This window comes from Pseudomonas sp. OE 28.3 (genome assembly GCF_014268205.2).
Taxonomy (GTDB): domain Bacteria; phylum Pseudomonadota; class Gammaproteobacteria; order Pseudomonadales; family Pseudomonadaceae; genus Aquipseudomonas; species Aquipseudomonas edaphica.
The window spans coordinates 1,364,805-1,385,098 of record NZ_CP077082.1; the positions used below are offsets into that span (position 1 = coordinate 1,364,805).

Here is a 20,294-nt window from a genome sequence, read left to right on the forward strand (position 1 = left end):
ACAAAAAGCCCGATACATCGCTCATTGACGAAGCACATATCCAAAGGGAAAGGAAAATGGACGCAGCAGGTAATGGCTTCACTTTGTCGCAAAAACGCAAGCGCGCTACAGGCTCCAAATCGATACCCCTTACACCCATCGCACTCGGCTTGGCCTTATGGCTGGGACAAGGCTCTATAGCCTGGGCCGATGACGCCAACCCCTACACGTCGCCAGTGCTGGAGTCGGCCTTCAGGAAAGCCGTTGCTTCATTTGGGCCCAACACCGACGTGTATAAAAACCTGCGGTTCGCCTACGCCGATATCGTCGACCTGGCCGCCAAGGACTTTGCCGCACAGTCCGGCAAGTTCGATTCGGCCCTCAAGCAAAACTACGAACTGCAACCGGAAAACCTCACCATCGGCGCCATGCTCGGCGATACCAAGCGGCCGCTGGACTACGCCTCGCGCCTGGATTACTACCGCAGCCGGCTGTTCAGCAACAGCGGGCGCTATACCACCAATATTCTCGACTTCTCCAAGGCCATTATCGCCAACCTGCCGGCGGCCAAGCCCTACACCTACGTAGAGCCTGGCGTGAGCAGCAACCTCAACGCGCAACTGAATGCCGGCCAATCCTGGGCGGGCGCCACCCGTGACTGGAGCGCCAACGCGCAAACCTGGAAAACCCCCGAAGCCCAGGTCAACTCCGGCCTGGACCGCACCAACGCGTATTACGCCTACGCCCTGGGCATGACCGGCAAGGGCGTGAACGTCGGCGTGCTCGACTCGGGCATCCTCACTGAACACTTTGAGTTCCAGGGCAAGAATGCCCAGGGCCAGGACCGAGTGCAGGCAGTGACCTCCACTGGCGAGTACTACGCCACCCACCCGCGTTACATTCATGACACGCCGGACGGCCAGTTCCAAAAAGGCGAGCACTTCAGTATTTCCGGCGAGTACGACCCGACCATCAATGACGGTCACGGCACCGAGATGTCCGGCGTACTGGGCGCCAGCCGCAACGGCACCGGCATGCATGGCATTGCGTTTGACGCGAATATTTTTGTCGCCAATACCGGCGGCACCGATGACAACCGTTTCCAGGGCTCCAATGACCTGGACTACAACGCGTTCATGGCCAGCTACAACGCGCTGGCGGCGAAGAACGTCTCGATCGTCAACCAGAGCTGGGGTCAGAATTCGCGCAATGATGTGGAAAACCACTTCGGCAACGTAGGCGACAGCGCGGCCGATAATTTGCGCGACATGACCGCTGCCTATCGCCCGTTCTGGGACAAGGCCCACGCCGGGCAAAAAACCTGGATGGACGCGATGGCTGACGCCGCGCGGCAAAACACCTTTATCCAGATTATCTCGGCGGGCAACGACAGCCACGGCGCCAACCCGGACACCAACGCCAACCTGCCGTTTTTCAAGCCGGATATCGAGAGCAAATTCCTCTCGATCACCGGCTACGACGAGACCAGCGCTCAGGTCTACAACCGCTGCGGCACGTCGAAGTGGTGGTGCGTGATGGGCGTTTCGGGTATTCCGTCCACCGGACCCGAAGGGGAAATTATCCCCAACGCCAACGGCACCTCTGCGGCTGCGCCGAGCGTCTCCGGGGCGCTTGCGCTGGTGATTCAACGCTTCCCTTACATGACCGCCAGCCAGGCGCGGGATGTGTTGCTGACCACCTCCAGCCTGCAAGCGCCGGACGGTCCCGATACGCCGGTGGGCGACCTGACCGGTGGCCGCACCTACGACAACCTGCAACCGGTACACGACGCCGCGCCAGGCACGCCGCAAGTGCCGGGCGTGGTCAGCGGTTGGGGCTTGCCCAACCTGCAAAAAGCCATGCAAGGGCCGGGGCAGTTCCTCGGCTCGGTGGCGGTGGCCTTGCCGGGTGGTACGCGCGATATATGGGCCAACCCGATTTCCGATGAGGCCATCCGCGCCCGCCGTGTAGAAGACACCGCCGAACAAGCCACCTGGGCCGCCACCAAGCAACAGAAGGGCTGGGTCAACGGCTTGCCCGCCAATGCCTCTGACGATGACCAGTTTGAATATGAAATCGGCCACGCCAGGGAACAGGCGACGCTGGCACGCGGCAAGGATTTGCTCACCGGCACGACCTACGTCGGCAGCCTGGCCAAGTCCGGCGACGGCGAACTGGTGCTCGAGGGCCAGAACACCTATTCGGGCAGCACCTGGGTACGCGGCGGCAAGCTGTCGGTAGACGGCTCGTTGACCTCCGCGGTGACCGTGGATGGCAGCGCGGTAGGCACCCGCAATGCGGATAACGGCGTGATGACCACGTTGGGCGGCACACTGGCCGGTAACGGCACGGTGGGTGCCTTGACCGTGAACACAGGCGGGCGCGTGGCGCCGGGCCATTCGATCGGCACGCTGCACACCGGCGACGTGACCTTCAACCCTGGTTCGGTATATGCCGTGGAGGTCGGCCCGAACGGGCAAAGTGATCAAATCCAAAGCAGCGGCGTCGCCACCCTTAACGGTGGTGTGGTGACCGTATCCCTGGAAAACAGCCCGAACCTGCTGTCTGCCACTGAGGCCCGTAGCCTGGTGGGCCAGCAGTTCAACATCCTGACGGCCAGCCAGGGCATCAACGGCCAGTTTGCAGCGATCACGCCCAACTACCTGTTTATCGGCACTCAGTTGAGCTATCAGCCGAACCAACTGAGCCTGGCGGTGGCGCGTAACCAGACGACGTTTGCCAGCATCGCGCAAACCCGCAATGAACGCGCCGTGGCGACGGCGGCCGAAGCCTTGGGCGCAGGCAGCCCGGTGTATGAAAGCCTGCTGGCTTCAGATTCGGCAGCCCAGGCACAGGCCGCATTCAAGCAGCTCTCGGGGCAACTGCACTCGGACGTGGCCGCAGCGCAAATGGCGGACAGCCGTTACATTCGTGAAGCGGTCAACGGCCGTCTGCAACAGGCTCAGGCGCTGGACTCCAGCGCGCAGATCGACACTCACGACAACGGCGGCTGGGTACAGCTGCTGGGCGGTCGCAATAACGTCAGCGGTGACAACAACGCCAGCGGCTACTCCTCGTCTACCAGTGGCGTGCTGCTGGGCCTGGACACGGAGGTCGGCGACGGCTGGCGTGTGGGCGCCGCCACCGGCTACACCCAAAGCCATCTCAATGGCGAGTCGGCATCGGCAGACAGCGACAACTATCACCTGTCGGTCTACGGCGGAAAACGCTTCGACACCATCGCCCTGCGCATGGGCGGTGCCACCACCTGGCATCGTATCGACAGCTCGCGCCGCGTGGCGTACGCCAACCAGTCGGACTACGACAAAGCTGACTACAACGCGCGCACCGACCAAGTGTTTGCCGAGATCGGTTACACCCAATGGAACCAGTTCGAACCCTTCGCCAACCTGACCTACCTGAACTACCAGAGCGATTCGTTCAAGGAAAAAGGCGGCGCCGCAGCCTTGCATGCCAGCAAGCAAAGCCAGGACGCCACGCTTTCCACCTTGGGCCTGCGCGCGCATACCCAACTGCCGGTCAGCTCGACCTCGGCGGTAACGTTGCGCGGTGAGCTGGGCTGGGAGCATCAGTTTGGCGACACCGATCGCGACGCCTCGCTGAAGTTTGCCGGCAGCGACAACGCCTTTGCGGTCAATAGTGTGCCGGTGGCCCGCGATGGCGCGGTGATCAAGGCCAGTGCGGAAATGGCCCTGACCAAGGACACGCTGGTGTCGTTGAACTACAGCGGTTTGCTGTCCAACCGGGGTAACAACAACGGGATCAACGCCGGGTTTACTTTCCGGTTCTAACGGCCGATACCCTGTGGCGAGGGAGCTTGCTCCCGTTGGACTGCGAAGCAGTCCCATGCTCTTGAAGCAAAGAGCAAGGGCCGCTTCGCAGCCCAGCGGGAGCAAGCTCCCTCGCCACGGTTGCGGTGTTCTTTTTAAAGGCCAAACAGCCCTGCGCAAAATTGACTCACAGGTTTACAATTGCCGCTCCTGATCAGGAGTATCCCTGTGCTGACTCATCTCGATTCCCAAGGTCGCGCCCACATGGTCGACGTCACTGACAAAGCCGTGACGTTCCGTGAAGCCGTGGCCGAAGCGCGGGTGCGCATGCTGCCCGACACCTTGAAAATGATTGTCGACGGCGCCCACCCCAAGGGCGACGTGTTTGCCGTGGCCCGCATCGCCGGGATCCAGGCGGCGAAAAAAACCAGCGACCTGATCCCGTTGTGCCATCCGCTGATGCTGACCGGCGTCAAGGTCGAACTGCGCGCCGACGGTGTGGACGCCGTGCATATCCTCGCGCGCTGCAAACTCAGCGGCCAGACCGGCGTGGAGATGGAAGCGCTCACCGCCGCCAGTGTCGCCGCGCTGACGATCTACGACATGTGCAAGGCGGTGGATCGCGGCATGACCATCGAAAGTATTCGCCTGCTGGAAAAGCTTGGCGGCAAAAGCGGGCATTTCAAGGCGGACCAGGCATGAGCATCAACGTATTGTTTTTTGCGCGTTACGCCGAAGCGACAGGCTTCGATTCGCTGGAGATGGAAGGCGAGTTCGCTACCGTCGATGCGGTGCGACTGGCGTTGGCGGCAGACCCTGAGTTTGCGGTGCTCAACGAGAGCAGCCTGATGTGTGCGCGCAACGAGGAGCTGTGCAGCCTCGACGAACCGGTGCAGGCCGGTGATGAAGTGGCATTTTTCCCGCCCGTGACCGGAGGCTGAGCATGGCCATTCGCGTACAGGCCGAGGCATTTGACCCCGGCGCAGAGGTCAACGCCATGCACGCCGCCAATGTGGGCGTGGGCGCGGTGGTGAGTTTTGTCGGTTATGTACGCGACTTCAATGACGGTCGCGATGTGTCCGGGATGTTCCTGGAGCACTACCCCGGCATGACCGAAAAAGCCCTGGCCAAGATCACCGTGGAAGCCGGGCAGCGCTGGCCGTTGCTCAAGTTGGAAGTGCTGCACCGGATCGGCGCGTTGGAGCCGGGCGAGCCGATTGTGTTTGTTGCGGCGGCCAGCGCGCATCGCCAGGCAGCGTTTGATGCCTGTGCGTTTGTGATGGATTACTTGAAGACGCGGGCGCCGTTCTGGAAGAAGGAAAACACGCCTGAAGGCCCGCGCTGGGTGGAAGGGCGGGGCAGTGATCACGCGGCGGCGGATCGCTGGAAGTGAGCATCTGCTGAAGATCGATGGAGATCCAAATGTGGGAGCTGGGCTTGTGTGGGAGCTGGCTTGCCTGCGATAGCATCTCCTCGGTGCAACGGAAAAGCCGAGGTGCCTGTATCGCAGGCAAGCCAGCTCCCACACAAGCCAGCCCCCACATCTCCTACTGCATTTCAGCTATTAAGGGCGTTTGCGCTCTACAGCCCGCAACAGGTGCGTCGGCGGCGTTTCACAACTGATCTTGCGACCCAGCAGCGTCTCAATCGACGGCAGCTGGTACGAGTCATCTTCCCCCGCAAAGCTGATCGAAACACCCGCCGCCCCGGCACGGCCAGTACGGCCAATGCGGTGCACGTAGTCGTCCGGCACTTCCGGCAGGGTGAAGTTGATCACGTGGCTGATGCCGTCGATGTGAATACCGCGCCCGGCCACGTCGGTGGCCACCAGCACGCGGATCTTGCCTTCGCGGAAACCTTCCAGGGTCTTGATACGCTTGTGCTGCGGCACATCGCCGGACAGTTGCGCGGCATTGACGCCATCACGCACCAGGCGTTCTTCGATGCGGCGTACTTCGTCCTTGCGGTTGGCGAACACCATCACGCGCTCCCAACCGTTGTCGTTGACCAGGTTGTAGAGCAGCTTGTACTTGTCGGCCCCGGCCACGGCATAGATGTGTTGCTCAACGTTTTCGCTGGCAACGTTCAGCGCTTCGATCTCGACGATGGACGGGTCAGTGGTCCACTGCTTGGCGAGGTTCATCACGTCTTCGGTGAAGGTCGCAGAGAACAGCAGGGTCTGACGCTCGTTTTTCGGCGGGGTCTGGCGAATGATCTGGCGCACTTGCGGGATAAAGCCCATGTCGAGCATGCGGTCGGCTTCGTCCAGCACCATCACTTCAACCATGTCCAAATGCACGTCGCCGCGCTGGTTGAAGTCGAGCAGGCGGCCTGGCGTGGCGACCAGGATGTCGCAGTGACGGGCTTCGAGGTGCTTGAGCTGCTTGTCGAAGTCCATGCCGCCCACGAACGTCATGACGTTGAGGCCGGTGTACTTGGTCAGGTCGGCGGCGTCCTTGGCGATCTGTACCACCAGCTCGCGGGTCGGGGCGATGATCAGTGCACGCGGCTCACCCATGTAGCGTTCTTTGGGCGGTGGCGTTTGCAGCAGCTGGGTGATGATCGAGATCAGGAACGCGGCGGTCTTGCCGGTGCCGGTCTGCGCGCGGCCGATGGCGTCTTTGCCGGCGAGGGTGAAGCCCAACACCTGCGCCTGGATCGGCGTGCAGTACGGGAAGCCCAGGTCCTGGATGGCATGCATCAGTTCCGGGGCCAGTTTGAAGTCATGGAAGCGGGTCTTGCCTTCCTGGGGTTCAACCACGAAGTCTTCGAGTTTCCACGGGGTCACGGGCGGCTTCGGTGCACGTTCACGACGGGGCGCTTTCGGCGCCGGCGCGGGGGCTGCCTCGACAGGTTGGGCCTGTTCGGGCGCGGTCACCTTTGGCTTCTGCGGCTGTGCGGCAGGTGCGGTCCGGCCGGGCTGTTGGCCGTCATTGCGGCTGCCGGAGGAGGGCACAGGAGCACTGGGAACTGGCGCGAGCGGCTCAGCCTCGCTTTTGCCGAACATCTTCTTAAGTGCTTTGAGCACGGTGATCTCATTAATTGGTTAAGGAATGTACGCCGGCCAGTGTAATGCAAGAAACGGGCGCGGCGTAGTGCGTCTGTCATACGGCTACATAAACTGTGGTTTTCAGCCCAGCCGGGCGGTCAACCAGGCACCGATATCGGCGATCTCTTGAGGTAACACTTCGTGACCCATTGGGTATTCCTGCCATGTCACGGTGACACCACGGCTGTTTAAATGCTCGTAGGCGCTGCGGCCCATGGCGTTCTGCACCACGTCGTCGTATTGGCCGTGCAGGCACAGCGTTGGAATGCGCTGCTGGCTGGCGGACAACTCCAGCTCATCCCCGAAGGTCGGTGCATAAGTCGAGAGGGCGATTACGCCACCCAACGGTCCCTGCCATTTAAGGAAGGCGGTGTGGAAAACCACGGCGCCGCCCTGGGAAAAACCGGCGAGGAAAATTCGCGAAGCGTCTATTCCGGTTCTCTTCTGGTCTTCGATCAAATCCGTGACCATTTTGGCCGAGGCTTCCAGCTCTTCCAGGCTGATCGAGCGAGCCGGGCTCATGGCCTTGATGTCGTACCAACTCGGCATCTCGTAACCGCCATTTATGGTTACCGGACGTGTCGGTGCCTGGGGCAAAACGAAGCGGGTGCTCAACAGGCTTTCCTGCAACGCTTCCGCCACCGGCAAAAAGTCGTAGCGATCAGCACCCAGGCCATGCAACCAGATAACGCAGGCGTCTGCGGGCTTGGCGGGCTGAAGAATCAAGGGTTCGGTCATATCTGCTCCATATATGTGCGTGCGCTCCGATTGGGTGCGTCGGAACGGTGCGCGACGGGTTGATCTGTTAAGAGAATGTCGCAACGTTGAATGTTTTTCTATTGACCAAGGGCTGAAACGACTCAGCCACCACTCTGGTACGCGCCTTGCTATGTGTAGGTCGATGTCAGAACTATCTTGGGACGGTAACACTATCAGTGACTGCCGCTTGTGGGATAGCAACTGGAATTACCGCGAAAACCTCATGCCGCTTGACCCCAAAAAAAGCCAACACGGGTCGATATCGCCTCATAAGGGTGCGCTGGGGTTTTAGCTCCGACACAACAAGAGCAACTGGAGGTTTGAATGAAGGTATTGAAATCCACCCTGGCCATCGTTTCCGCGGCTGCTGTACTGGGTGTCAGTGGTTTTGCCCAAGCTGGCGCCACCCTGGACGCCGTGCAGAAGAAAGGCTTTGTGCAATGTGGCGTGAGTGATGGCTTGCCGGGTTTCTCGGTGCCGGATGCCAGCGGCAAGATCCTCGGGATCGACGCTGACGTTTGCCGCGCTGTGGCCGCTGCCGTGTTCGGTGACGCAACCAAGGTCAAATTCAGCCAGTTGAACGCCAAGGAGCGTTTCACCGCGCTGCAGTCCGGCGAAGTCGACGTACTGTCGCGCAACACCACCATGACCAGTTCGCGCGATGCGGGTATGGGCCTGAAATTCCCAGGCTTCATCACCTACTACGACGGTGTTGGCTTCCTGGTGAACAACAAGCTGGGTGTTAAAAGCGCCAAGGAACTGGACGGTGCAACCATCTGCATCCAGGCCGGTACCACCACTGAGCTGAACGTTTCCGACTACTTCCGCGCCAACAACCTCAAATACACGCCGATCACCTTCGACACCTCCGATGAAAGCGCCAAGTCGCTGGAATCCGGTCGTTGCGACGTGCTGACCTCGGACAAATCCCAGCTCTACGCACAGCGCAGCAAGCTGGCTTCGCCGAAGGACTACGTGGTTCTGCCGGAAACCATCTCCAAAGAACCACTGGGCCCGGTCGTGCGTAACGGCGACGACGAGTGGCTGGCCATTGTGCGCTGGGTTGGCTACGCCATGCTCAACGCTGAAGAAGCTGGCATCACTTCGAAAAACGTTGAAGCTGAAGCCAAGTCCACCAAGAACCCGGACGTTGCGCGTCTGCTCGGTGCTGATGGCGAATACGGCAAAGACCTGAAAGTGAAAAAAGATTGGGTTGTACAGATCGTCAAGCAAGTCGGTAACTACGGTGAAGTGTTCGAGCGCAACCTGGGCAAGAGCACCCCACTGGAAATCGACCGTGGCCTGAACGCACTGTGGACCAACGGTGGCATTCAATACGCACCCCCTGTGCGCTGATCGCTGATGGTTCTATCACCCGGTGGGCCAACCACCGGGTGATGTTCTGTTCCATTCTTTGCGGGGCACTTCATGCAAAATCAAATCGGCGCACCCAAGCAGAAGCTCAGCTTCAGCGACCCTAAAGTGCGTGCGTGGCTCTTCCAGATCATCACGATTGTGGCGGTGGTCGCGCTGGGCTGGTACCTCTTCAACAATACGCAGACCAACCTTCAACACCGGGGTATCACCTCGGGTTTCGACTTTCTTGAGCGCAGTGCCGGCTTCGGTATCGCTCAGCATCTGATCGACTACACCGAATCGGACAGCTATGCCCGCGTCTTCGTGATCGGGCTGCTTAATACCTTGCTGGTGACTGTGATCGGTGTGGTTCTGGCGACTATCCTTGGCTTCATCATTGGCGTGGCGCGCTTGTCGCCCAACTGGATGATCAACAAGCTGGCGACGGTGTATGTGGAAGTGTTCCGCAACATTCCGCCGCTGCTGCAAATCCTGTTCTGGTACTTCGCGGTATTCCTGACCATGCCGGGGCCGCGCAACAGCCATAATTTCGGTGACACTTTCTTCGTCAGCAGCCGTGGCTTGAACATGCCGGCGGCGATTGCTGCCGATGGGTTCTGGCCGTTTGTGGCCAGTGTGGTGGTTGCCATTGTGGCAATCGTGCTGATGGCGCGCTGGGCCAACAAACGCTTTGAGGCCACCGGCGTACCGTTCCATAAGTTCTGGGCGGGCCTGGCGTTGTTTATTGTGATCCCGACATTGTGTGCCTTGGTCTTCGGGGCGCCGCTGCACTGGGAAATGCCAAAGCTTTCAGGTTTCAACTTCGTCGGCGGCTGGGTATTGATCCCTGAACTGCTGGCGTTGACCCTGGCGCTGACCGTGTACACGGCGGCGTTTATTGCCGAGATCGTGCGTTCGGGCATCAAGTCCGTCAGCCACGGCCAGACCGAAGCCGCGCGCTCCCTGGGCCTGCGCCCTGGGCCGACGTTGCGCAAGGTCATCATCCCGCAAGCCTTGCGGGTGATCATTCCGCCGCTGACCAGCCAATACCTGAACCTGGCGAAAAACTCCTCGCTGGCCGCCGGTATCGGTTACCCGGAAATGGTTTCGCTGTTTGCCGGCACGGTGCTCAACCAGACCGGCCAGGCCATCGAAGTCATTGCCATCACCATGAGCGTGTACCTGGCGATCAGCATCAGCATTTCCCTGCTGATGAACTGGTACAACAAGCGCATTGCGCTGATCGAGCGGTGAGGAAACGCACATGAGTTCGCATACTTTCAAACCCGATATGCCGCCGCCGAACAAAGTCTTCGGACCGATGGCCTGGATGCGCGCCAACCTGTTTTCCAGCTGGCTCAACACCTTGCTGACGCTGTTGGCGTTCTATCTGATTTACCTGATCGTGCCGCCCATCCTGCACTGGGCCATCCTGGATGCCAACTGGGTCGGGACCACGCGCGCCGATTGCACCAAAGAGGGCGCCTGCTGGGTGTTTATCCAACAGCGCTTCGGGCAGTTCATGTATGGCTACTACCCCGGCGACCTGCGCTGGCGCGTGGACCTGACCGTGTGGCTGGCTATCGTGGGCGTGGCGCCGTTGTTCATCTCGCGGTTTCAACGCAAGGCTGTGTATGGCCTGGGTTTCCTGGTGCTGTACCCGATCATCGCCTACTGCCTGCTGCACGGTGGGGTTCTGGGCCTGACCAACGTGGCCACCAGCCAATGGGGCGGCTTGATGCTGACCCTGGTGATCGCCACTGTCGGTATCGCTGGCGCCTTGCCGTTGGGCATTGTGCTGGCGCTGGGGCGACGCTCGAACATGCCGGCGATTCGGGTGGTCTGCGTGACCTTCATCGAGTTCTGGCGCGGCGTGCCGTTGATCACCGTGCTGTTCATGTCCTCGGTGATGCTGCCGCTGTTCCTGCCTGAAGGCATGGGCATCGACAAGCTGTTGCGAGCACTGATCGGCGTGATCCTGTTCCAGTCGGCCTACGTGGCCGAGGTGGTGCGTGGTGGCCTGCAGGCGATTCCCAAGGGTCAGTACGAAGCGGCTGCGGCGATGGGCCTGGGTTACTGGCGCAGCATGGGCCTGGTGATTCTGCCGCAAGCCCTGAAGCTGGTGATCCCTGGCATCGTCAACACGTTTATCGCGTTGTTCAAGGACACCAGCCTTGTGATCATCATCGGCCTGTTCGACCTGCTCAACAGCGTCAAGCAAGCCGCTGCCGACCCTAAATGGTTGGGCATGGCCACTGAAGGCTACGTGTTCGCCGCCCTGGTGTTCTGGATTTTCTGTTTTGGTATGTCGCGCTATTCCATTCATTTGGAACACAAGCTCGACACAGGCCACAAGCGTTAGGAGTTGTTGTTATGAGCGAAGCAATCAAACAGCCTGTGAGCCCTGAAGGCATTATCCAGATGCAGGGCGTCAACAAGTGGTACGGCCAGTTCCACGTGTTGAAAGACATCAACCTCAACGTCAAGCAGGGCGAGCGTATCGTGCTGTGCGGCCCGTCGGGTTCGGGCAAGTCCACCACCATCCGCTGCCTCAACCGCCTGGAAGAGCACCAGCAGGGCCGCATCGTGGTCGATGGCGTGGAACTGACCAACGACCTCAAGCAGATCGAAGCGATCCGCCGTGAAGTCGGCATGGTGTTCCAGCACTTCAACCTGTTCCCACACCTGACCATCCTGCAGAACTGCACGCTGGCGCCGATGTGGGTGCGCAAGATGCCCAAGCGCAAGGCCGAAGAAATTGCCATGCATTACCTTGAGCGCGTGCGCATTCCGGAGCAGGCGCACAAGTTTCCGGGGCAACTGTCCGGCGGCCAGCAACAGCGCGTGGCCATCGCCCGTGCCCTGTGCATGAAACCGAAAATCATGCTGTTCGACGAGCCGACTTCGGCACTCGACCCGGAAATGGTCAAGGAAGTGCTCGACACCATGATCGGCCTGGCCGAAGACGGCATGACCATGTTGTGCGTCACCCACGAAATGGGCTTTGCGCGCACCGTGGCCAACCGCGTGATCTTCATGGACAAGGGCGAGATCGTTGAACAGGCGGCGCCCAATGACTTCTTCGACAACCCGCAGAATGACCGGACCAAGTTGTTCTTGAGCCAGATTCTGCATTGATCGAAGCTTGAACCCATAAACCCAGCCTGCAGGCTGCATAACCTTTGGCGAACACAAACCAATGTGGGAGCTGGCTTGCCTGCGATAGCGGTACAGCAGTGCGTACATCTGCTGCTGACCCACCGCCATCGCGGGCAAGCCCGGCTCCCACATTTGATCGCCATTGCTCTGCAGAACACCCATAAAAAGCCTGCTGGTGCCGGGTTTATTTTTGCCTGTTCAAGACGCTTTGAGGGCTTCTTGTGTTTGGTTATGGGGCGTGCAAGTAAAGGCGTTGCGCAGGTCTGCGCCTTCGGCCAGCTCTTTGGCGTCGGCGAGCAAATGCGGGTAACGGTCCAGCAGGCGCATCAACACCATCAACGGTTTGGGCGGCGTTATTTCTCCGCGTTCGTAACGTGAGAATGCGTTGTGCCCGCCACCGGACAACAACTGCACGGTTTCTTTTTGCGTGAGGTGCAGTTTGCGGCGGATACGCTTGAGTTCGGCGCCCATCATCTGTCGCGCGGCGTGCAGCAGGTCATCACTTGCCTTGGCATGGCGTTCGCTGCTGTCGGGGTCATACATGCCGTCCTCGCACAGTTGGCACTCCCAGCCGGACAGGTCCTCAATGTGCTGTTCCATGCCTTTGATGCGCAGGGTTTCACTGCGGCCCTCAAAACGCACCATGGCGTCGGGGGCGCCGCATATGAAGCAATGTTGGGTGTTCATAGGTTCATCCCTTTGAAGGAGATCACCGGTGGGTTACCGCCGGAGCAGTAAGTGACCTTGATGTAAATCTCCAGACCGTGTGAATGGATGTGGTAGACGTCCTGCCAGACGCGGTGATCGGCATAGGTGGTCATCGACTTGTACAGCATCCTGTTTTGTAGTTTGAAAACGACTGCCTGCATCTCGCTGATGTCGAGGTCGAGTTGCTTTCCCGCCTCCTTGGCTGCACGGGTGAATGCCCTGGCACCCAGTCGCCTGACATCCGCCTTGATCACCGCCAGATCGTAGTGAGGTGTGTACTTTTCCATAAGACACCTGAGTCCAATAATTACCCTTAAAGGGTAATTTTACCAATCGAAAATACTGCTCCTTTTGCTGCCTATGAACCCTAGTGCGTTGCCTTTGTGGGTAAGTCTGAATAGGCTGTAGGAAAATTCATCCTATGATTGGACGAAAGTGCAAAACTCATGACAGACATCGCCCCCCTGATCAAACGCTCCCTGGTCGATCAAGCGTTGGAGCAACTGCGCTGGCGTATAACTGAAGGCAAATGGGCCATCGGTGAGCGCCTGCCCACCGAGCCGGAGTTGTCCGCCGAGCTGGGCATCAGCCGCAATACCGTGCGTGAGGCCATGCGTGTGTTGGCGTTCTCGGGTCTGATCGAAATCCGCCAGGGCGACGGCAGTTACTTGCGCTCGATGACCGACCCGTTGGGGACGATGCGCGCACTGTCCCACTGCACGTTGGCGCAGGCGCAGGAGACGCGGCAGATTCTCGAAGTGGAGGCCATCGGCCTGGCGGCGTTGCGTCGTACCGAGGACGATCTCGAAGGGTTGCGTGAAGCCCTTGAGCGCAGCGGCGAGTTGTACCACGGTGACTTGGAGGCCTATATCAGCGCCGACCTGGTGTTCCACAAGCGCCTGGTGGATGCAGCGCACAACCCGGCGCTGAGCGAGCTGTACCAGTATTTCTCCAGCATCGTCGGCGCCCAGTTGCGTCAGACCCTGAACATCTCACCACGTCGCCAGGCGGTATTCGACCTGCATATCGCCTTGCTCGACGCGGTGGAAAACCAAGACCCCGAACGTGCCAAATCCCTCTGCCGGCAGTTGATCAATGAACCTTGAAGCCAAACGTACGACTGAACTCGAAGAACTGTTGATTGACGCCGAAGCCGATGACGAAGTCGTCCAGCAGGCCCCTCCGTTGGTGGCTCGCCCGTGGCTCTTGCTGCTGGGCCTGGTGCTGGTGGCATTGAACCTGCGCCCGGCGCTGTCGAGCATGGCGCCATTGCTGGCAGAAGTGTCCAGCAGCCTGGGGTTGTCCGCTGCCAAGGCGGGCTTGCTGACTACCTTGCCGGTGTTGTGCCTGGGCCTGTTCGCGCCCACTGCGCCGATCCTGGCCAGGCGTTTTGGCGCTGAGCGCGTGGTGCTGGGGATTCTGCTCACCCTGGCTGGCGGCATCATCCTGCGCAGTTCGTTCGGTGAAGTGGGGTTGTTCGCGGGCAGCCTGATCGCTGGCGCGAGCATCGGCATCATCGGTGTATTGCTACCGGGTATCGTCAAGCGTGATTTTGCCAGGCAGGCGGGCGCCATGACTGGCGTCTACACCATGGCATTGTGTCTGGGCGCCGCGTTGGCAGCCGGGGCCACGGTGCCCCTGAGTCAGTACTTCGCAGACAGCTGGGCCGTCGGACTGGGGTTCTGGGTTATCCCGGCGTTGCTGGCGGCGTTGTTCTGGTTGCCGCAAGTCGGACCAAAGCACGGCGCCCATCAGGTGGCTTACCGGGTCAAGGGCTTGCTGCGTGACCCACTGGCTTGGCAGGTGACTTTGTACATGGGCCTGCAATCGTCCCTGGCTTACATTGTGTTTGGCTGGTTGCCGTCAATCCTCATTGGCCGGGGGCTCAGCGCCACCGAGGCAGGGTTGGCGTTGTCCGGTTCCATCATCGTGCAACTGCTCAGTTCCCTGGCCGCACCGTGGCTGGCCACCCGCGGCAAGGACCAGCGCCTGGCGATTGTGGTGGTGATGCTGCTGACCCTTGGCGGCCTGTTCGGTTGCCTGTATGCGCCGCTGGACGGCTTGTGGGGTTGGGCGATTCTGCTCGGCCTGGGGCAGGGCGGCACCTTCAGCCTGGCGCTGACCCTGATCGTGCTGCGCTCGCGTGATTCCCATGTCGCCGCCAACCTGTCGAGCATGGCCCAGGGTATTGGCTACACCCTGGCGTCGATGGGGCCGTTTGCGGTCGGCCTGGTGCATGACTGGACCGGCGGCTGGACGGCCATCGGCTGGATCTTCGCCGTGATCGGCCTCGGTGCGATTGTCGCGGGTCTCGGCGCCGGGCGGGCGCGTTATGTACAAGTGACCGCCGAGAAACTCTAGAGATACACCACCTCAAGCGTTGCCCAGCCATCCAGTGGAGTTTCCACGCTCAAGTCCAGGTTCTGCCGGGCATTGATCACGGTCTGCACTGTGACTGTACCCGTCAGCGTGCCGATGGCCGTAGGCCCGCTGACGCTGCCCTCCACCTCGGTAAAACCCAGGTAGCTCCTGGAGCCGATGTCGATGGGGTTGAGGTTGGACGTGCGCCACGCCACGCCGCCGGTGGTGGACTCGGTGCCGTAGATCTGCGCGGTGGTGTTGGCCTGGGTCTGGCGCGGGTCGAAGGTCATGGAGTAAACCCCCAGGCGATTACCGCTGATATCGAACCCCAACCCATAGTAAATCTCGCTGTTGACCATGGCCGAGCCCTCGCGGTTATCGCGCATGCGCAGGGCATAGCGGGTGGGACCGCTGCAGGCGATGGCGAAAAGCAGGGGCTTGGCCGGCAGGCGTGTCGCAGTGCCCAGGTTCAAGTCCTGTTGGGCGATTTTGCCGTAGTCGATCAGTGCCCCGCCGGGGAACTGCGGCAAGCAAGCGGCGGGAACGATCAGGCCTTTGACGGTCAGGTCCACCGCCGATGCGGCCAGCACCGAGGGCGCGCAGGCCAGTAACAGCAGGCTGGAAAAAATGCGGGTTTTCATAGGGCGTTTCATGGGACGGACTCCTTGCAGTGACGGTTACGGGTACACGATCTCGAGGGTGCCGGAACCATTGATCAGCACCACCTCACGCAGGTCCAGGCTTTGCATGGGTGCCAGGTAAGTCTTTATACGTACCGTGCCGGTCAGGGCCTGGATGGCGACAGGGCCTGTGGTGACGCCGGTTTTGTCGGTAAAGCCCAGCAGGCTGTTGGCGGCCATGGGGATTTGCCGGGCTGTGGAACTGCTCCACGCCACGCCGTTGCTGGTGGAGTCGGTGCGGTACAACGTGGGCCAGGTATCGGCGCTGAATTCCGCCGGGTCGACAGTCAGGTAAAAACGCCCGATTTTGTTGCGGCTGGCATCCAGGTCCAGGCCATAGGCGGTTTCATCGGTGCCACCGGTGGCCGACCCGTCGCGGTTATCAAACATGCGCAGGGCAAAGCGTGCCGGCGCGTCGCAGGTCACGCTCAGGCGCAGGGAGCGGGTCGGCAACGGTGTCTCGTTGGTGGCGCTCAAGTCCTTGGCGTACAAGGTGCCGTAGTCCACCACGCCGTGGTCGGACAGCGTCGGCAGGCAGGCGATGGGCGCAAAGTGCGCGCGCAGTGTCAGTTCCCGGTAACGCCCGTGCTTTGCGCCGTACAACGTCCCGGTGGTTTCCCAGGTGGTGGCATCGCGCACCTGCGTGGCGGCGAGGTCGGCCCAGGCGCGCAGGGTCAGTTGCAGCGACAGGGTTTTACCCGTGAGCACTGCACCCTGTTCGACCGGTGCTATGCCGTGGCCGGGGCGCCACTCCAGCACGTTGCCATTGGTAACGGGCGCCAGGCCGGCGGCGGGCAGCAAACCCAGTTCTACGCTGCGGCCGTCGAGCACGGCGTTGCCGACTTCGATGGCATAGCTGCCGTGCTCGGTAAATTGCAGGCGTTGCGGGTTGGCGGCCAGGGCGCGGTAGAACAGGCTGAGGTCTTCAGCCTGCGGGCAATTGACTGTCACGCTCAGGCGCCGTTCGCCGAGCAGGCGTTGCGCCGCGCTGTCGGCTTGCGCCAGGCGACTCATCAGGCCGAAATCCACCAGCGGTTCGCTCACATTGAGTTGGCATTCTTCCAAGGCCTGGGCAGTGCCGGCTACGCCGACCAGCAGCCACAGGCACAGTTGACGCATATAAGGTGTGATGGGCATGGCGGTCATCCTCAAGGCAGGTTGCAACGTGCGGGAGCGGTTTCGAAGTACACCGCCGGGTCGGCTTTTTCCGGCAGTTCGTAGCGCAACTCGCAACGCCCGCTTTGCGGCGTGGTGATCCACAACGTCGGCTGTTCCAGCACATTGGGCAGAAACACCTGGCTGCCGTCCTGCACCAAGGTGACGAATTCGCCACTGGCAGTGCTGACGGAGGCGCCCGCAGGCAGCGGCGCGCCCTGGTCGTTGCTGACGGTAAGCAGCACGCGACGGGTCAGGCCGACGCCAAATTCGACGCGGTCCACCGCGCCACGCCCGGCCGAGATCATCGCCAGGCCGTTATTGATATCGGCATTGCGCGGCAGTGAGCGTGTCTGCACTTCAACCGGGCTGCGCCCGTATGCGGCCACTTGCGGCACTACGGCCTGGCCCTGCCAGTCGGTCCACACCGGGCCGCTGGGGGTGCTGAGCTTAATGCCGCTCATGTCGCCGACCGACACCACGGCAAAGGTGTCGCGCACCGGGTAGGGCGAAAAGGTCACGCCGTCGCCGTGCAGCACCACACCGCCACGAGCGCCGCCCTGGTAGCTCGAACGCTCGGCGTCGGAGCGGCTGTAGCTGAAATCGAGCTGGCTGTAGCGCGGCAGTGCCGAGACGCCTACGGAGGTTTCCACCTGATGGTCACTGCTGTCGTGTTCGGCGCTGACGCGGTAGCTGAGTTGGTCGTCGATCTGTTCGGTCAGGCCCAGGCCGGTACGGTTTTCACCGCCGGAATTGCGCACCCAGCTGCGTAGCCTGCGGCTCTCGCCCAGCGGTACGCTGATGTTGAGATAGACGGCGTTGTCTCGCTGCTCGCGGCCGCCCATTTGCCACTCGGCACTGGCCGACAACGACACGGCGCCGATACTGGTACCCCAGGACGCCAGCGCGCGGCTGCTGCTGTCACCGGCAAAGTTGGATGAGCGCGAAACCCCGGCACTGAAGGCGCCCAGCAGCGGATGCGACCAACCCAGGTTGAGGCTTTGCTGGTCGCGATAGCGGGAGTTGCGACGGCTGTCATTACTCTCATGGCTGTGGTCGCGCTCATAGGTGCTTTCTTCGAGTTCGCGGTAGCCGATGCTGCGCCAGGAGTTGGCGGCGCTGACCGACCACTGTTCGCTCAAGCGCTGGGACCATGACAGGTCGGTCTGTACACCCGAGACTTTTTCCCAGCCCTGGGTGTTGGACAGTTGGGTTGACAGCTGGATCTGGCTATCAAGCCACGGCAACCAGCCCAGGCTGGCGCCTACCGAACGGTATTCGCTGGCGGCCAGCACGCCACTCCCCAGTGTCAGTTGCGGGTGCAAGGCGCCGGTCCAGCCGGCACTCACCACCCAAGGATCATCACCCCTGGCGTCACCCACATTGCGCACTCGGCCTGCGGCCACGGAGTAGCCCGGTGCCGGCAACCCGAGGCCAAGCATGGCGGCGGGCACGGTGAAACGTCGCTCACCGCCAACACTTTCCTTGACCGTGACTTCGACATCCGAGCGCGTGTTCAACCGACGTACATCGTTCAAGGTGAAAGGCCCGGCAGGCACCACGGTGGAGTGAATCAGTGCTCCGTTCTGACGTACTTCCACTTGCGCCGGGCTGTTGGCGATACCTTGGATCTGCGCGCCCTGACCCTGTTCTTGAAGTGCATGTTCGGTCAGCACCTGCACGCCGCTGATCTGCGCACCGGAGAGCACCGGGTTGTAGAGGTTGATCTGCCCGGCCTGCAGCACCGCCTGGTGGCTGGCGAAGGTGCGTTGCGCGTAGGCCTCCAGATGCGTACTGCGCGACAGGCCATCCTGCCAGGTCTGCACCTGGCGGCTGCGCACGATCCAGTCGCCGGCGTTGAACCCGACTTCGGTATTGGCCGAGCCAAAGCGGCTGGCGTCATCGCCGAAGCGGTTGTAAAAACCGCTGAGGTCATAGTTGAGCAGCCCGGCAAAACCGCCGGTTTCGTACCCCGAGATATCCTGCTGCACAGGGCGCAGGGCTTCGGTGGGCACCACCAGTGACACCGTCAGTGTCGCCGGGTCCGGCTCCACCAGGGTTTGTGGATACTGCGCGAGAAAATCCCGGCAGCCTGGCGTCTCGCTGGGCGTCACCAGGTCAGCGGCGTCCAGCAAGGCGCGGTCCAGGCACAGGTTGCCCTGTTGATCGAAGGTCAGATCCTGTCGGCCACGGCGTTGGCCGTTGACCCGCAGGTTAACGGTGTGCCGCCCGGCAGCGAAGCGCGGTGCTGCCAGCAACAGGCTGGCCAGCTGTGGGTCAATGCCACGCTGATGCAAGGTCTGGGCGTCGAAGCCAACCGGGCTGGAATCGTCGGCCCAAGCCTTGTCGGGCACGAGGGCACACAGTAACAACACCAGCGGCAAGGTCTGGCAGACGGGGGTATCGGACACGGCTTCGCCGTCACGGTAACTCAATACTGTTTTCACGCAAGGTACTCGAGTAGTGAGTGCACTGGCCCCCGTTGTGTCGGGGATTCCAGGCGCTCTGGTGACGGTCAATAAGCCGTCACTTCGTTATCCAGGTGCCGGTCTGTCACGACACCTGTGGTTGTCAGTCAGAGGGTGATAGGGGCGTCGTAGGCCTTGACCGCAAACCCATACACCGTGGCCGGCTGCAGACGCACCGTTCTGGCCTGGCCACCGCTGGCCGGTACGCTCAAAGCTTCGCCCGGCAGCACATAGGTACGCGGCAGCATTGCCCTGCCGTCACCGGGCAACAGCAACAGCTCCTGTGCAAGGCGCACCACATAAGGCGTGTCGTTGCGCACCTGTAATTGGCCGTCGCGCAGCGTCCAGGTCAGGTCGGTCCAAGGGGTGCGGTTCGGCGCAAGGCCCTTGGGGTGCACGATCACGGGCAGGTTCTGGCGCACGGTCACGCCCACACGGGCGTGACCGGCGGCGGTGGCGGCGCGACCTTGGGGCATGCCTTCGAACACTGCCCGTTTAAGCCGCTGGGTCAGCAACGGCTTCTGGTTTTGCAGAATGAAGCGCACCAGCTGGGTTTTGGACGCTTCTACCCGAGACAGCGGCGGTGTCACCACCAACAGCGGCTCGGTGTCTTCAGGAATGTCCTGCAAGGTCACATGCAGCAGCGCGAGCTGGCTGTCGGTATTGGTCACCGACACCGCCGCTTCGCCTTCGGCTTCATGCACGATCACCACGGAGGTGTCCGGGACCATGCCGTCGGCTTTGACTTGATTGCCAAGGATCAGCAGCAGGGCGACAAGGCCCACCACGGTGTTTGAGAATGACGTCGTCATGATGGGGTTTCCATTAG

The 20,294-nt window shown here is 61.3% G+C and carries 18 protein-coding genes; 10 read left to right on the forward strand and 8 right to left on the reverse strand.

The window, feature by feature from the left end; all coding sequences use genetic code 11:
- Window positions 1-56: 56 nt before the first annotated feature.
- From HU759_RS06035 to moaE, 4 genes are all read left to right on the forward strand, one after another.
- Window positions 57-3,791 carry an autotransporter serine protease gene (locus HU759_RS06035; protein ID WP_186616768.1) on the forward strand — a complete coding sequence of 1,245 codons (3,735 nt, stop codon included), beginning with the start codon at window positions 57-59 and terminating at the stop codon, window positions 3,789-3,791.
- Between the two features lie 207 nt (window positions 3,792-3,998).
- Window positions 3,999-4,472: a cyclic pyranopterin monophosphate synthase MoaC gene (gene moaC, locus HU759_RS06040; protein WP_056858942.1), complete on the forward strand. Its 474-nt coding sequence runs from the start codon at window positions 3,999-4,001 to the stop codon at window positions 4,470-4,472.
- The gene (gene moaD / locus HU759_RS06045) at window positions 4,469-4,711 is read left to right on the forward strand and encodes a molybdopterin converting factor subunit 1 (protein ID WP_017135206.1); all 243 of its coding nucleotides are present in this window, start codon (window positions 4,469-4,471) and stop codon (window positions 4,709-4,711) included. The genes moaC and moaD overlap by 4 nt, the downstream gene beginning before the upstream one ends.
- A 2-nt stretch (window positions 4,712-4,713) precedes the next feature.
- Entirely contained in the window at window positions 4,714-5,163 is a 450-nt protein-coding gene (gene moaE, locus HU759_RS06050) for a molybdopterin synthase catalytic subunit MoaE (protein WP_186616769.1), read from the forward strand.
- Between the two features lie 171 nt (window positions 5,164-5,334).
- Here moaE and rhlB read toward each other — a convergent pair whose 3' ends face one another.
- Together rhlB and HU759_RS06060 are read right to left on the reverse strand one after the other, a co-directional pair.
- Window positions 5,335-6,804 (reverse strand): ATP-dependent RNA helicase RhlB, encoded by a 1,470-nt coding sequence (gene rhlB, locus HU759_RS06055; RefSeq protein WP_026013543.1) that lies wholly within the window; start codon window positions 6,802-6,804, stop codon window positions 5,335-5,337.
- Window positions 6,805-6,900: 96 nt separating this feature from the next.
- Window positions 6,901-7,557, reverse strand: a complete 657-nt coding sequence (locus HU759_RS06060) for an alpha/beta hydrolase (RefSeq protein ID WP_186616770.1) — start codon at window positions 7,555-7,557, stop codon at window positions 6,901-6,903.
- 345 nt (window positions 7,558-7,902) lie between these two features.
- On the opposite strand from HU759_RS06060, the gene HU759_RS06065 reads away from it, so the two are divergent.
- The 4 genes from HU759_RS06065 (at window position 7,903) to HU759_RS06080 (ending at window position 12,072) form a co-directional block, all read left to right on the forward strand.
- Window positions 7,903-8,934, forward strand: coding sequence for an amino acid ABC transporter substrate-binding protein (locus HU759_RS06065; protein WP_056858938.1), 1,032 nt, complete (start codon window positions 7,903-7,905; stop codon window positions 8,932-8,934).
- 72 nt (window positions 8,935-9,006) lie between these two features.
- Window positions 9,007-10,188 (forward strand): amino acid ABC transporter permease, encoded by a 1,182-nt coding sequence (locus HU759_RS06070; RefSeq protein ID WP_017135201.1) that lies wholly within the window; start codon window positions 9,007-9,009, stop codon window positions 10,186-10,188.
- 10 nt (window positions 10,189-10,198) lie between these two features.
- Window positions 10,199-11,296, forward strand: a complete 1,098-nt coding sequence (locus tag HU759_RS06075) for an amino acid ABC transporter permease (protein WP_017135200.1) — start codon at window positions 10,199-10,201, stop codon at window positions 11,294-11,296.
- Window positions 11,297-11,307: 11 nt separating this feature from the next.
- Entirely contained in the window at window positions 11,308-12,072 is a 765-nt protein-coding gene (locus tag HU759_RS06080; RefSeq protein ID WP_003171943.1) for an amino acid ABC transporter ATP-binding protein, read from the forward strand.
- A 219-nt stretch (window positions 12,073-12,291) separates the two neighbouring features.
- Here HU759_RS06080 and HU759_RS06085 read toward each other — a convergent pair whose 3' ends face one another.
- Together HU759_RS06085 and HU759_RS06090 are read right to left on the reverse strand one after the other, a co-directional pair.
- Window positions 12,292-12,780, reverse strand: coding sequence for a type II toxin-antitoxin system MqsA family antitoxin (locus tag HU759_RS06085; protein WP_186616771.1), 489 nt, complete (start codon window positions 12,778-12,780; stop codon window positions 12,292-12,294).
- Entirely contained in the window at window positions 12,777-13,088 is a 312-nt protein-coding gene (locus HU759_RS06090; RefSeq protein ID WP_138449597.1) for a type II toxin-antitoxin system MqsR family toxin, read from the reverse strand. Before HU759_RS06090 ends, HU759_RS06085 begins: the two co-directional genes overlap by 4 nt.
- Before the next feature lie 159 nt (window positions 13,089-13,247).
- On the opposite strand from HU759_RS06090, the gene HU759_RS06095 reads away from it, so the two are divergent.
- Together HU759_RS06095 and HU759_RS06100 are read left to right on the forward strand one after the other, a co-directional pair.
- Window positions 13,248-13,907, forward strand: coding sequence for a FadR/GntR family transcriptional regulator (locus tag HU759_RS06095; protein WP_017135197.1), 660 nt, complete (start codon window positions 13,248-13,250; stop codon window positions 13,905-13,907).
- Complete coding sequence (locus tag HU759_RS06100) at window positions 13,897-15,162, forward strand: CynX/NimT family MFS transporter (RefSeq protein ID WP_186616772.1); 1,266 nt, start codon at window positions 13,897-13,899, stop codon at window positions 15,160-15,162. The genes HU759_RS06095 and HU759_RS06100 overlap by 11 nt, the downstream gene beginning before the upstream one ends.
- Here HU759_RS06100 and HU759_RS06105 read toward each other — a convergent pair.
- The 4 genes from HU759_RS06105 to HU759_RS06120 all read right to left on the reverse strand — a co-directional run bounded on the left by HU759_RS06105 (window position 15,159) and on the right by HU759_RS06120 (window position 20,277).
- On the reverse strand, window positions 15,159-15,803 hold the full coding sequence (locus tag HU759_RS06105) for a DUF1120 domain-containing protein (RefSeq protein WP_186616824.1): 645 nt from the start codon (window positions 15,801-15,803) through the stop codon (window positions 15,159-15,161). The two genes, HU759_RS06100 and HU759_RS06105, sit on opposite strands and share 4 nt — an antisense overlap.
- A 36-nt stretch (window positions 15,804-15,839) precedes the next feature.
- On the reverse strand, window positions 15,840-16,979 hold the full coding sequence (locus tag HU759_RS06110) for a DUF1120 domain-containing protein (RefSeq protein WP_225933031.1): 1,140 nt from the start codon (window positions 16,977-16,979) through the stop codon (window positions 15,840-15,842).
- 11 nt (window positions 16,980-16,990) lie between these two features.
- A complete protein-coding gene (locus HU759_RS06115; RefSeq protein WP_225933032.1) occupies window positions 16,991-19,444 on the reverse strand; it encodes a fimbria/pilus outer membrane usher protein in 2,454 nt (817 codons plus the stop codon).
- Between the two features lie 128 nt (window positions 19,445-19,572).
- Window positions 19,573-20,277: a fimbria/pilus chaperone family protein gene (locus HU759_RS06120; RefSeq protein ID WP_099548442.1), complete on the reverse strand. Its 705-nt coding sequence runs from the start codon at window positions 20,275-20,277 to the stop codon at window positions 19,573-19,575.
- Window positions 20,278-20,294 lie beyond the last annotated feature (17 nt).

Bases quoted from the DNA above. Each gene is read 5' to 3' on its own strand.
- HU759_RS06070 (WP_017135201.1), top strand. From the start codon at position 9,007: ATGCAAAATCAAATCGGCGCACCCAAGCAGAAGCTCAGCTTCAGCGAC.
- HU759_RS06100 (WP_186616772.1), top strand. From the start codon at position 13,897: ATGAACCTTGAAGCCAAACGTACGACTGAACTCGAAGAACTGTTGATT.
- HU759_RS06065 (WP_056858938.1), top strand. From the start codon at position 7,903: ATGAAGGTATTGAAATCCACCCTGGCCATCGTTTCCGCGGCTGCTGTA.
- HU759_RS06085 (WP_186616771.1), bottom strand. From the start codon at position 12,780: ATGAACACCCAACATTGCTTCATATGCGGCGCCCCCGACGCCATGGTG.
- moaE (WP_186616769.1), top strand. From the start codon at position 4,714: ATGGCCATTCGCGTACAGGCCGAGGCATTTGACCCCGGCGCAGAGGTC.
- HU759_RS06105 (WP_186616824.1), bottom strand. From the start codon at position 15,803: ATGAAAACCCGCATTTTTTCCAGCCTGCTGTTACTGGCCTGCGCGCCC.
- HU759_RS06080 (WP_003171943.1), top strand. From the start codon at position 11,308: ATGAGCGAAGCAATCAAACAGCCTGTGAGCCCTGAAGGCATTATCCAG.
- moaD (WP_017135206.1), top strand. From the start codon at position 4,469: ATGAGCATCAACGTATTGTTTTTTGCGCGTTACGCCGAAGCGACAGGC.
- HU759_RS06035 (WP_186616768.1), top strand. From the start codon at position 57: ATGGACGCAGCAGGTAATGGCTTCACTTTGTCGCAAAAACGCAAGCGC.
- HU759_RS06075 (WP_017135200.1), top strand. From the start codon at position 10,199: ATGAGTTCGCATACTTTCAAACCCGATATGCCGCCGCCGAACAAAGTC.
- HU759_RS06120 (WP_099548442.1), bottom strand. From the start codon at position 20,277: ATGACGACGTCATTCTCAAACACCGTGGTGGGCCTTGTCGCCCTGCTG.
- HU759_RS06090 (WP_138449597.1), bottom strand. From the start codon at position 13,088: ATGGAAAAGTACACACCTCACTACGATCTGGCGGTGATCAAGGCGGAT.
- HU759_RS06095 (WP_017135197.1), top strand. From the start codon at position 13,248: ATGACAGACATCGCCCCCCTGATCAAACGCTCCCTGGTCGATCAAGCG.
- HU759_RS06060 (WP_186616770.1), bottom strand. From the start codon at position 7,557: ATGACCGAACCCTTGATTCTTCAGCCCGCCAAGCCCGCAGACGCCTGC.
- HU759_RS06110 (WP_225933031.1), bottom strand. From the start codon at position 16,979: ATGCCCATCACACCTTATATGCGTCAACTGTGCCTGTGGCTGCTGGTC.